Annotated in this window: 10 protein-coding genes and 1 tRNA gene; 8 read left to right on the forward strand and 3 right to left on the reverse strand. The window is 70.3% G+C overall.

From position 1 onward, the window contains the following. Positions 1 to 6 precede the first annotated feature (6 nt). Both LMU33_RS33960 and LMU33_RS33965 read right to left on the reverse strand, forming a co-directional pair. A complete protein-coding gene (locus LMU33_RS33960; RefSeq protein ID WP_228624675.1) occupies positions 7 to 3,147 on the reverse strand; it encodes an SUKH-4 family immunity protein in 3,141 nt (1,046 codons plus the stop codon). Between the two features lie 10 nt (positions 3,148 to 3,157). After that, complete coding sequence (locus LMU33_RS33965) at positions 3,158 to 4,177, reverse strand: SMI1/KNR4 family protein (RefSeq protein ID WP_228624677.1); 1,020 nt, start codon at positions 4,175 to 4,177, stop codon at positions 3,158 to 3,160. A 296-nt stretch (positions 4,178 to 4,473) separates the two neighbouring features. Between LMU33_RS33965 and LMU33_RS33970 the strand changes: the two genes are divergently transcribed. After that, positions 4,474 to 4,989, forward strand: a complete 516-nt coding sequence (locus LMU33_RS33970) for a YwqJ-related putative deaminase (RefSeq protein ID WP_228624678.1) — start codon at positions 4,474 to 4,476, stop codon at positions 4,987 to 4,989. A gap of 51 nt (positions 4,990 to 5,040) precedes the next feature. Next, on the forward strand, positions 5,041 to 5,535 hold the full coding sequence (locus tag LMU33_RS33975) for an SUKH-3 domain-containing protein (RefSeq protein ID WP_228624680.1): 495 nt from the start codon (positions 5,041 to 5,043) through the stop codon (positions 5,533 to 5,535). Positions 5,536 to 5,554: 19 nt separating this feature from the next. On the opposite strand, the gene LMU33_RS33980 is transcribed toward LMU33_RS33975, so the two are convergent. After that, entirely contained in the window at positions 5,555 to 6,868 is a 1,314-nt protein-coding gene (locus tag LMU33_RS33980; RefSeq protein ID WP_228624682.1) for a sensor histidine kinase, read from the reverse strand. A gap of 166 nt (positions 6,869 to 7,034) precedes the next feature. Here LMU33_RS33980 and LMU33_RS33985 point away from each other — a divergent pair, with 166 nt between their 5' ends. From LMU33_RS33985 to pth, 6 genes are all read left to right on the forward strand, one after another. Then, on the forward strand, positions 7,035 to 7,907 hold the full coding sequence (locus LMU33_RS33985; RefSeq protein ID WP_228624684.1) for a hypothetical protein: 873 nt from the start codon (positions 7,035 to 7,037) through the stop codon (positions 7,905 to 7,907). A gap of 11 nt (positions 7,908 to 7,918) precedes the next feature. After that, positions 7,919 to 7,989: transfer RNA gene (locus tag LMU33_RS33990), tRNA-Gln, on the forward strand. Positions 7,990 to 8,123: 134 nt separating this feature from the next. Then, the gene (gene glmU / locus LMU33_RS33995) at positions 8,124 to 9,572 is read left to right on the forward strand and encodes a bifunctional UDP-N-acetylglucosamine diphosphorylase/glucosamine-1-phosphate N-acetyltransferase GlmU (protein ID WP_228624686.1); all 1,449 of its coding nucleotides are present in this window, start codon (positions 8,124 to 8,126) and stop codon (positions 9,570 to 9,572) included. Between the two features lie 154 nt (positions 9,573 to 9,726). After that, positions 9,727 to 10,707: a ribose-phosphate diphosphokinase gene (locus LMU33_RS34000; protein ID WP_228624688.1), complete on the forward strand. Its 981-nt coding sequence runs from the start codon at positions 9,727 to 9,729 to the stop codon at positions 10,705 to 10,707. A gap of 209 nt (positions 10,708 to 10,916) precedes the next feature. Next, positions 10,917 to 11,513 (forward strand): 50S ribosomal protein L25/general stress protein Ctc, encoded by a 597-nt coding sequence (locus tag LMU33_RS34005; RefSeq protein WP_228624690.1) that lies wholly within the window; start codon positions 10,917 to 10,919, stop codon positions 11,511 to 11,513. Positions 11,514 to 11,588: 75 nt separating this feature from the next. Further along, positions 11,589 to 12,194, forward strand: coding sequence for an aminoacyl-tRNA hydrolase (pth, locus tag LMU33_RS34010; protein ID WP_228624692.1), 606 nt, complete (start codon positions 11,589 to 11,591; stop codon positions 12,192 to 12,194). Positions 12,195 to 12,215 lie beyond the last annotated feature (21 nt).

Genomic DNA, 12,215 nt, shown 5'->3' on the forward strand with positions numbered 1-12,215 from the left:
ACGTGCCTACAGCAGGCCGTCCCACATCTGTTCCAGCAGCACCGACCACCAGCTCTCCGGCGAACCGAGCGCCGCCGGGTCCAGTGCGGCCAGCTGCGCCTGGAAGTCGACGGTCCAGCGGCCCGCCTGCTCCTGGTTCAGCCCGAACCGCAGGCGCCACATCCGGCCCAGCAGCGCCAGGCAGCGCGCGAACTCCGGCAGCCCGGTGTTCACGAACTGCGGCGGCACCGGAGCCCCGCCCGGCCCCGCCTCGACCGGCACGGCCACGATGTTCGCCGTGCCGTACTGCACACAGATCGCCTTGCCGAAGTCGGTGCCCATGACGAGGTACGAGCCCGCGTCCGAGGCCGGCTGCACCCCGCGCTCGGCCGCCAGCTCCGCCAGCGTCGGCACCGGACGGCCCGGCTGGGCCTGCGCCCAGAAGAACGGGCCCATGTCCACCGGCAGACCGGCCACCACCAGCGTGTGCGCCACGATCGGCGGCACACCCTGCCGGGACACCGCCTGCTGCTCGAACCGGAAGACGCCCGGCCCGAACGCCGCCGCCAGCTCCTGCCCGATGCCCTCCGGCGGGACGGGCGGCACCGCCTGCACCGGCGGCAACGGCGCCCGCACCGGCGCGGGCCGCGCCGGACCGTCCGCCACCTGGTGCAACTCGCCCTGGTGCGCCAGCAGTTGCTGCATGCCCTGCTGCCGGCTCGCGTGGTCCTTGCCGTACGGCGCGATGCTCGTGATCCGCGCCTGCGGCCACTGCTCCCGCATCATCCGCGCACAGTAGGCACCCGGCAGCTCGCACGACTCCAGCTCCGTGTGCAGCTCCAGCACCTGGTCCGGCGGCACGTTCATCGCCCGCAGCTCGTGGAAGATCTGCCACTCCGGGTGCGGCGTACCCGGCGCCGAACGCCGGATCAGCTGCTGCTCCGAACCGTCCTGCGCGCGATAGCGCAGCACGGCCTGGTAGCCGGGACCCACGGTCGGCTGCGCCTGCTGCGGATACCCGTACGCCGGCGGCTGCCCGGGCCCGCCCGGCGGCATCGGCTGCGGGGCGCCCGGAGCGCCCGGCGGCATGCCAGGGACGCCCGGCGCACCGAGTGCGCCGGGGGCGGGCGGCGGAGGAGGTGCGCCCGGACCAGCCACCGGGGGCGCGGCCAGGACGGTCTCCGCGTGGTGCACGGCCCCGCGCCCGCCACCCGGCACGCCCGGCGTGCCGGGACCGGCAGGGGCACCCGGAGGCTGCGGCACGCCGGGGACACCGGGAGCCGAAGGGGCACCCGGAGGCTGCGGCGCGCCAGGCGCGGGAGGCATGCCCGGGGCACCCGGAGCCGCGGGAGCTGCGGGCGGATTCGGCATGCCGGGGGCACCCGGAGCCGCTTGGGCGCCGGGCGGATACGGCATGGCCGGGGCGCCCGGAACACCCTGCGCGCCCGGCATACCCGGAACCCCCGGGGCGCCCGGCGGCTGCGGCGCGCCCCCGCCCAGCTGGCTGGGGTCGGCCAGCACCGTGGCCGCGTGATGCACGTTGCCCGGAGGCGCGGCAGGCGGATTGGGGGCACCCGGAGGCTGCGGCGCGCCCGGAGGCTGTGGTGCGCCCGGAGGCTGCGGTGCGCCCGGCACCTGCGCCCCGTCCGCACCACCCGGACCACCGGGCCCCTCCGGCCCGAGCGCCGACACCAGCTGCGTCGGCACGTACCGACCGGCGGGCGCACCCGGAGCGGGAGGCGTCGCCGCACTGCCCGGGCGCGCACCCGGTGTACCTGGCGCACCCGGCGGCGGAGGCGGCGCACCCACACCACCGCGCGCCTTCTTCGGCGGCGGCGCGGCCTTGCTCGTCGCGGCATCCGCGATGTCCCCGGCGTTCGGCGCGAGCCGCCGCGCCGAGGCACCCGGGTCGGCCGGAGACTGCGGCACACCCGCCGCACCACCCGGCGCCGGCGCCTGCGGGTAGCCGTAACCCGGAGCACCCTGCGGAACGCCGGGACCCTGCGGATAGCCGTAGGTCGGCGCGCCCGGGGGCGGCGGCGGGGGCGTACTGCCCTGCGGGACGCCCGGGGTACCGGGAGCGGGGGGCGCGAGCGGAGTGCCGGGCGCCGGCGGGTACGCGGGTGCTCCCGGCGCAGGCGCGCCGGGAACCGCCGGCGGCTGCGGGTAGCCGTACGGCGGCGTGCCGGGCGGCGGCGCAGGCGTACTGCCCTGCGGAGCACCCGGCGCACCGGGAGCAGCGGGCGCCCCGGGCACACCAGGCACGCCCAGCGCACCACCAGGGGCGGACGGGCCACCCGGCACGCCCGGCGGGAAGCCCTGCACGCCCGGCGTGTTCGAAGGCTCGAGCGCCGGCGCGACCGCCGTCGGCGGCAACTGGCTGCCCCCCGACATCAACGCCGTCTTCGCATCCGGCGCACTCACCGACGGCCGCGGAGCCTCCTCGTCGGAGTCGCTCAACGGCGGCGCGAACACCGTCGCGGGCAACGGCACCGAACGGTCGTCCTCACCGGAGTCCGCGTTCGTGTCCGTACCCGCCCAGGGCGTGGCCCCCACCGGCACATCCGCGGAAGGCACACCCACAGGAGCGGGCGCCCCGGACGCGCCCGCCGGCACCCCGGCCTGCGTCTCCGCCGGAACCGCCCCACCGGACGACGCCCCACCGGACGAAGCGCCACCGGACGAAGCACCACCGGACGAAGCACCACCGACGCCGGAACCGGCACCCACGCCCCCAGAAGCACCGGAACCGGCCCCCGAACCGCCCTCGCCCCCCGGCCGCCGCTCCCCGATGCCCAGCTTGTCCGCCGCCTCCTGCAACCACTCCGGAGGAGTCAGCAGGAACGACGTCTGATTCAGATCCACCCGCGCCGCAGCCGGCGCCGGAACCGCGTCCTGCGGCTCGTCCGCACGGCCGTACTCCTCCTCGTACCGGCGGATCACCTCACCTACCGGCAACCCCGGCCACAGCGTCGCCTCCCCGCTGTCCCGGGCGATCACCAGCCGCTGCGCACCCGCGTCCGAACGCGGACCCTCCGCCCGGTCCTCGCCCCACACGACGAAACCCAGCTCGAACTCCCGCACCCGCACCTCCCGATGCTGGTACGCGGGCACATCACCGTTGATCCACTCCTCGGCGCGCTCCTGCGCCTGCGCGTAGGTCACCATCGCCTGAAGCTCACTCCCCCACCGGGCCGGAAGACGCCGCACCGGAAGAACCGGAAGACACCGGAACGACACACGCGAAACCGCCGTCCACCATCAGATTCGCCACCGTCTCCAACTCCGGCGGACTGCCCGCCAGCCGCGACAGAAAGGCGTCGAAATCGTCACCGCACGGCAGCAGCAGACGCTCCACCCGCTCCGCCGGCGACCACGACGGATCCACATCACGCACGTCGTCGTACGCGCAGAACCACACCGAACCGGGCCGCTCCCCCTTCACCTTCACCGCGAGCAACCCGCCCTGCACGAACGCCACCCCGAGGTAATCCTTCGTCAGATGGTCGCGCAGACACTTGTTCACATACACCAGGTCATTGACAGCCGCCTCCTCACGCACCGTGAAGAACGGCTGGTCCAGCAGCAGACCCAACTCCGCGTCCAGCGCCGTACCCACCGGCGCACACCCACCCGCAGCCTTCAAGAACGAGCGATACGCGCCCGGAAGCCGGTAACCCAGGTCCTCCTCGACACCCTGCACCTGCGCCTCCGACACCGCCACACCCGACTTCGGCAGCCCGAAATGCGCCGGCCGGGTCTCCTGCAACGGCCGCGTCCCCCGCTTCGCGTGGTCCACCGCCGTCGTCGCCAGCCCACCGTGATGCCGCAGCAAAGCCTTCACCTCGACCGGAACCAACTCCAGCCGCCGCGTCCCCGCCACGTGATGCCACGTCCACCCGTGCGGCGTCGCCACATCCGGCACCGTGTCCCACAACTCGTGCCGCTCCGCCGCCAACGCCGCGTTCGCCGACACATAGTCCGTCAGCCGCAACTCGTCGACACCGAAACCCTCCGGCGGCTCGGCGATCTCCACCGCCACACGCGCATACGCGGAGAAATCCGGGTAACCACGCTCATCGACCCGTACCCCTCTCGGGTGACGCGCCGCCCGGACCGGATCCGGAAAGTGCACGACCTGCCCGGAATAGGCCGCGTTCGGCGGCGCGGCTTGCTGCCCGAGCCGACCTGTCGTCATGGCGGTAGCCCCCTGCGGCATTCTCTCTGGCCTCAATACGGCGTTGTCGATCGCGGATGCCGACAGCCTATGCGGTACCCGAACCCCGGTCACCGGCCCACCACACCCCGGCGAAACCACCCCTCCACAACCCCGGAAAACCACCCCCCGCTTCCGTGACCAGCCGTCACCCCACCGTGACGACCTCCCCCGACCCGGGCGTGTCGCACCGCCCCAGCTTCCGCACCCGCCACGGCATTTGGCACCCTGTGTCCTTCGGGGGATGCCGGGGAACGCCCGGGGAGGGGAAAACGAACATGAATACCTTGCGAACCGGAGGTACCGACGTGCGGGCCGGCGACCCACGCATCGGCTGGAGCGGCACCGACACACCCCCCGCCCCCACCCTCCACCACCGCCGCGACGGCATCCTGCCCACCATCGCCGCCGCCCTCTCCGTCCGCGGCGCTACCCTCACCGGCACCGCCGCCCGCAGCGACCAACCCCCACCCCTGCACCCCCTCGTCCAGGACTTCCTCGACACCCTCACCAGCGGCGAACGCGACCGCTTCACCGGACGCTGCGCCGAAACCATCCTCATCTCCCGGCACCTCACCGCCGCCGACGCCGCACGCAGCAAACGCGCCGCCCGCAAACCCATGACCAACGGCGAAGCCCGAAAAACCCTGAAAAACGCCAAACTCACCGCCCGCCGCATACGCGAGGACGGCGACCCCCTCCACGGCAGCTTCGCCACCCCCTGCCGCGCCTGCACCGCCCTCAGCGCCCACTTCGGCATCCGCATCGTCGACCCCACGGCAACCGACAGCTGACAGCCCCCGTCAACACCAGTAACACCAGCCAGCTCGACGAACGAAGGGCCGATGCACACCGACCGCACATCCACCACACGCTTCCCCGTACTCGTCGACGCCGCCCTGCGCGCCGCCGGCTGGCAACCCGGACGCTGGGACATAAAGCAGGCAGAGATCTGGGCCGACACCCTGCGCGAACACACCTCACCCGCCGGACACCGGCACACCGTCTTCCCCGCCGCCGTCGAAGCCTGGGCCGAATTCGGCGGCCTGACCATCACACCCAACGGCCCCGGCCGCCAGATCGCCCCCGCCACCCTCCACCTCGACCCCCTCCACGGCCTCCACCACGCCCGCACCCTCGGCGACCTCGGCCGCGCCCTCGGCACCGAACTGTGCCCACTCGGCCAGGAGACCGACACCACCGCCGTCCTCGCCATCGACGCCGAAGGCCGCGTCTACACCCTCGACCACACCGGCGACTGGTACGTCGGCCCCGACATCGACCACGCCCTCGCCACCCTCGTCACCGGCATCGAACCCGTACGCCTCACCGCCGGCTGAACCCCCGCACAGAACGCGCCTACGCCGCCGGAATCACCGCCGACACCCGGAAACCCCCCGCATCCGTCGGCCCCGACACAAACACACCACCCAGCGCCACGACCCGCTCACGCATCCCCACCAGGCCGTTCCCACCCGACGGCAACCCCGCCGCCGACGCCGACCCCGGCTCCGGCGGCGGCTCGTTCTCCACCTGCATCGCGATCTCCGACACCCGATGCGCGAGCCGCACATGCGTCTTCGCACCCGCCGCATGCTTGTGGACGTTCGTCAGCGCCTCCTGCACCACCCGGTACGCCGTCTGCTCGACCACCGCCGCATACGACCGCGCCTCCCCCTCCACCGACAGACGCACGACCATCCCCGCAGCCGCCGACTGCCCGACCAACTCCTCCAGCTCCGACAGACACGGCCCGTCCACCGAACCATCCGCCTCCGCCACCCGGAAAGCAGCAGCCGCAGCCGCCTCCCGCACCGCCGCCAACGGCACCCCGGAGGCACGCCGCCCCGCCTCCTCCCCCGACCGCAGCACCCCCAGCATCTCCCGCAACTCGGTCAACGCCTGCCGCCCCATGTCCCCCACCAGCGCCGCATTCCGCACGGCCTTCTCCGGATCCTTCCGGGCCACCGCCTGCAACGCCGCCGCATGCACCACCATCAGACTCACCCGATGCGCGACCACGTCATGCATCTCACGCGCGATCCGAGTCCGCTCCTCGTTCCTCGCCCACTCGGCCCGCTCCTCCGCCCGCTCGGCCAGCAACTGAAGCTCCCGCTCCAGACTGTCCGCCCGCTCCCTGAGACTCTCCATCAACCGCCGCCGCGCCCCCACATACAGACCCAGCAGCACCGGCGGAGCCGTCAGCCCCAACGCCGTCGTCACCGCCGCGAACGGCACGAACCAGTCACCCAGCGTCAGATCGCCCCGCGCCATGTCCTGCCGCACCCGCACGAACGTCACGACCGCCGTACCCATGAGCGACATCCCCGCCAGCGCCCCGATGATCCGGCGCGGCAGCTCACACGCTGCCAGCGTGTACAGGCCGACGACACCCAGCAGGAACCCCATCTGCGCCGGCGTGATCGCGATCGCGACCAGCACGACGGCGATCGGCCACTTCCGCCGCACCAGCAACACGGACCCGGCGATCACGCCGAAAACGATCCCCACCGCCAGCGGGATCCCCGCGTCCCGGGCGAACGGCGCCCCCTCGGCTCCGCACTCCACGGCGGACACCAGCGCGAGGCTCCCGTCGAGCACCGCACTGCGCCACCTGGTCCACCACCACGGCCCCGTCCGGGCCCTGGCGTGCTCTTCCCCCGTCGTGGTCATGCCTCCAGCCTACGGGCGACGGCTGCGGCTTTTCCGGTGACTTTCACCGACCTCCACACACCACACTCCGTAACCGGGCGACCTCGAAACACACCAGTATCACTCGAACTGGTGAACCCTTCCCGTTCGACTCCGGAACACCTCATTCCGGCCGGACGGTATGCCCATGGCACATTCAATCGGCAAATACGCCGACTTCGAGGACTTACGGGAACGGGCGATCGCCCTGCGGCGGGCCGGCCACAGCCTCCGGCAGATCCGGGACGAGCTGAAGATCTTCAACAACGACATCCTCAACCAGCTGGTGAAGGGGGAACCGCCGCCGGAGTGGACCAAGCGCCCGAACGCGAAGGACGACCTGCGGGCGAAGGCTCGTGAGCTACGGCTCCGGGGATGGACGTACGACCAGATCGAGGCGGAACTGGGGTGCTCGAGGAGTTCGGTGTCACTGTGGGTGCGGGATCTGCCGAGGCTCGAGCGCAAGCGCACACCGGAAGAGGCGGCAGCCATCGGGCGCAAGGGCTGGGAAGAGAGGCTGCGCCTGCGCGACGAGGAACGGCAAGGCACCAAAGAGAGGGCGAAGCTGGCAATCGGCGATCTGTCGACCCGCGAGCTGTTCCTGTTGGGCGTGGGCCTCTACTGGGCGGAAGGCGGCAAGGACAAGCCGTACGCGCGCCGCGAGACCGTCGCATTCGTCAACAGCGACCCCGGCATGATCGAGGTCTTCCTGGCCTGGCTCGATCTCTTGGGGGTGGAGCGCCACCGCCTTCGGTTCACCGTGATGATTCACGAGACAGCGGACGTTGAAGCCGCGGAGCGCTACTGGGCCCAGCTTGTCGACGCCGACCGATCCTCCTTCAACAAGACGACGATCAAAAAGCACAACCCCAAGACGGTCCGCAAGAACACCGGTGACACCTACCGTGGGTGCCTCGTGATCAAAGTCCTGAAAGGTGCTGACTTGTACCGTCGCATCGAAGGCTCTTGGTACGGCATAGTGGAGGCCGTGCGCGAAGCCGATCAACCAAATCGGACATAGCGCACAAATAATCCCGGATCGTCTAAGGGCAGGACAAACGGTTTTGGTCCGTTGAATGAGGGTTCGAATCCTTCTCCGGGAGCGCACAGCACACAAAACCCAGGTTCGGGCCCTGACCGGTATCACCCCCGTCAGGGCCCGCTCTCACCTCCCCCAAGAATCCCCCCGGTATCCTGCGGCTGTCACCCCCACCACCCACAGCCGAAGGGCAACCCCGTGAGCGCCATTCGCCCGGCAGCCGTCGTCGTTCTCGCAGCGGGTGAGGGCACCCGTATGAAGTCGGCCACACCGAAGGTCCTGCACGAGATCTGCGGTCGTTCCCTCGTGGGCCATGTGCTGGCCGCCGCCCGTGAGTTGGACCCGGAGAACCTGGTCGTCGTCGTGGGGCACGCCCGGGAGCAGGTCGCCGCCCACCTGAGCGAGATCGACCCCGGGGTGCGCACCGCCGTGCAGGCCGAGCAGAACGGGACCGGGCATGCCGTGCGGATGGGTCTGGAGGAGCTGGGCGGGGCCGTCGCGGGGACCGTCGTGGTCGTGTGCGGGGACACGCCCCTGCTCACCGCCGACACGCTCAGGGCGCTCGCCGGGACCCATGCCGCCGACGGCAACGCCGTGACCGTGCTGACGGCCGAGGTTCCGGACGCCACCGGGTACGGGCGGATCATCCGGGACGAGGCGACGGGTGCCGTCACCGCGATCGTGGAGCACAAGGACGCGTCCGAGGTCCAGCGGGCGATCCGGGAGATCAACAGCGGGGTGTTCGCGTTCGACGGGCAGTTGCTGGCGGACGCGCTGAAGAAGGTGCGGACGGACAACAGCCAGGGTGAGGAGTACCTCACGGACGTGCTGGGGATCCTGCGGGAGGCCGGTCATCGCGTCGGCGCTTCCGTGGCCGGGGATCACCGGGAGATCGCCGGTATCAACAACCGGGTGCAGTTGGCCGAGGCGCGCCGGATTCTCAATGACCGGCTGCTGACGGCTGCGATGCTGGACGGGGTGACCGTGGTGGACCCGGCCTCCACCTGGGTCGATGTGTCCGTCTCCTTCGAGCGGGATGTCGTCGTTCATCCGAACACGCAGCTCACGGGGTCGACGCAGCTGGGTGAGGGTGCCGAGGTGGGGCCGAACAGCCGGCTGAAGGACACGCAGGTCGGTGCGGGGGCGCGGGTGGACAACACCGTGTCGGACGGGGCCGTGGTGGGTCCGGAGGCGTCGGTGGGGCCGTATGCGTATCTGCGGCCGGGGACCCGGCTGGGGGCCAAGGGCAAGATCGGGACGTACGTCGAGACGAAGAACGCGAAGATCGGTGAGGGCACGAAGGTGCCGCATCTGTCGTATGTGGGTGACGCGACGATCGGTGAGTACACGAACATCGGGGCGGCGAGTGTGTTCGTGAACTACGACGGTGAGAGCAAGCACCACACGACGGTCGGGTCGCATTGCAAGACGGGTTCGGACAACATGTTTGTGGCTCCTGTCACGGTCGGGGACGGTGCTTACACCGCCGCCGGGTCTGTGATCACGAAGGATGTGCCGCCCGGTTCGCTGGCCGTGGCCCGTGGTCAGCAGCGGAATATCGAGGGTTGGGTGGCTCGGAAGCGTCCGGGGAGCGCGGCGGCGAAGGCGGCCGAGGCGGCGTCCCGGAGGGGCGAGAGCGAGGACTGACCGGAAACGGGTGCGCCAAACACGGCGTACCGTGATAAGTGCACATCCGCACGCGTGCACCCGCACCCCTACCAGCTGATTCGGCCTCTCATGCCCAGGCGGGAGGTCGGGGTAGCAGTCGGCTGGCTGAGACAACCTCTGAGGAGACTGTGCTGTGACCGGGTTCAAGACGACCGGCGAGAAGAAGATGATGTTCTTCTCCGGCCGCGCCCACCCCGAGCTTGCCGAGGAGGTCGCCCACGAGTTGGGTGTCGGGGTTGTCCCGACGAAGGCCTTCGACTTCGCGAACGGTGAGATCTACGTCCGTTACCAGGAGTCGGCGCGTGGTGCGGACTGCTTTGTGATCCAGAGCCACACGACTCCGATCAACCAGTGGATCATGGAGCAGTTGATCATGATCGACGCGCTGAAGCGTGCGTCGGCCCGCTCCATCACGGTGATTGTGCCGTTCTACGGTTACGCGCGGCAGGACAAGAAGCACCGGGGTCGTGAACCTATTTCGGCGCGTCTGATCGCGGATCTGATGAAGACGGCGGGTGCCGACCGGATTCTGACGGTGGATCTGCACACGGACCAGATCCAGGGTTTCTTCGACGGGCCGGTGGATCACCTGTTCGCGTTGCCGCTGCTCGCCGATTACGTGGGCGAGAAGGTGGACCGGGACAAGCTGACGGTGGTGTCGCCGGACGCCGGCCGGGTGCGTGTGGCGGACCGCTGGTGCGACCGGCTGGGTGCGCCGCTCGCCATCGTGCACAAGCGGCGTGACAAGGATGTGGCGAACCAGGTGACCGTCCACGAGGTCGTGGGTGAGGTCAAGGGTCGGGTGTGTGTGCTGGTGGACGACATGATCGACACTGGTGGGACGATCTGTGCCGCTGCCGATGCGCTGTTCGCGCACGGTGCGGAGGACGTGATCGTCACGGCGACGCACGGTGTGCTTTCCGGTCCTGCGGCGGACCGGCTGAAGAACTCGCGGGTGAGTGAGTTCGTGTTCACGAACACGCTGCCGACGCCGGCGGAGCTGGGCCGGGATCTGGACAAGATCACGGTGTTGTCGATCGCTCCGACGATCGCGAGTGCGGTGCGTGAGGTGTTCGAGGACGGTTCGGTGACCAGCCTCTTCGACGAGCAGTGAGGTTTCTGCGGCCTCGCTGCGTGAGGTAGCCGAAGATCCTTTTGGGTGCGGCCTCCTGGTCCGAGTAGACTGCTGCAGTTGCTCGGCGAGGGAGGCCGTACTCCGTTTCTGACGGGGGTACGGCGGTCCGTTATCGACGCGCTCTTCGTAGCAGGCCGTTCGTGGCCGGGTGACCACGTCCGTTCCGAGTTCTACGAGGAGTGATCATCATGTCCGAGGTGAAGCTCACCGCCGAGACCCGTACCGAGTTCGGCAAGGGTGCCGCGCGCCGCATCCGTCGTGCCAGCAAGGTTCCGGTTGTTCTGTACGGCCACGGCACCGAGCCGGTGCACCTGACCCTGCCGGGTCACGACCTGCTGCTGGCGCTGCGTACGCCGAACGTCCTGATCTCCCTGGACATCGACGGCAAGACCAACGAGCTGGCGATTCCGAAGGCCGTCCAGCGTGACGCGATCAAGGGCTTCCTGGAGCACGTGGACCTGCTGCTGGTCAAGCGTGGCGAGAAGGTCACGGTCGAGATCCCGGTGCACGCCGAGGGCGAGCTGGCCGCCGGTGGCAACCTGCTGGAGCACGTCCTGAACGCGCTGCCGGTCGAGGCCGAGGCGACGCACATCCCCGAGGCCGTCACGGTCTCCGTCGAGGGTCTGGAGGCCGGTGCCTCCGTCCTCGCCAAGGACATCACCCTGCCGAGCGGTGTGACCCTGGCCGTGGACGAGGACGCCGTGGTTCTGCAGGTGCTGCAGGCCCAGGTCGAGGTGACCGAGGGCGAGGGCGCCGAGGAGGGCGAGGAGGCGGCGGAGGCCTGAGCCTCGCCGTAGTCGTCAGTTGTTCAGCCGCCGCTTCCCTCGCGGGGAGCGGCGGCTGGCGCGTATCAAGGAGACATGGACGTGACCACTCCCGCCAGCACTGATCCCTGGCTGATCGTCGGGCTCGGGAATCCCGGGCCGGAGTATGCGATGAACCGGCACAACGTCGGTTTCATGGTGGCGGACCTGCTCGCGGGGCGGATCGGGGGAAAGTTCAAGCGGGCGGGCAAGGCGCAGGCGCAGGTGCTGGAGGGCCGGATCGGTCCGGCGGGGCCGGCGAACCGGCGGGTGATCCTGGCGAAGCCGATGTCGTACATGAACCTGTCCGGTGGTCCGGTGAACGCGCTGAAGGACTTCTACAAGGTGCCGGTGGCGAACGTCGTGGCCGTGCATGACGAGTTGGACATCGACTACGGCACGCTGCGGCTGAAGCTGGGCGGTGGGGACAACGGGCACAACGGTCTGAAGTCGATGACGAAGGCGATGGGTTCGGAGTATCACCGGGTGCGGTTCGGGATCGGGCGGCCTCCGGGTCGTATGCAGGTGGCGGATTTCGTGCTGAAGGACTTCTCGTCGGCGGAGCGCAAGGAGCTGGACTACTTCGTGGACCGTGCGGCGGACGCGGTGGAGTGTCTGGTGATCGAGGGGCTGGAGCGGGCGCAGAGCGCGTACAACTCCTGACATGTGCTTGTACGGCGGACA

It is taken from the genome of Streptomyces barringtoniae (genome assembly GCF_020819595.1).
GTDB lineage: Bacteria > Actinomycetota > Actinomycetes > Streptomycetales > Streptomycetaceae > Streptomyces > Streptomyces barringtoniae.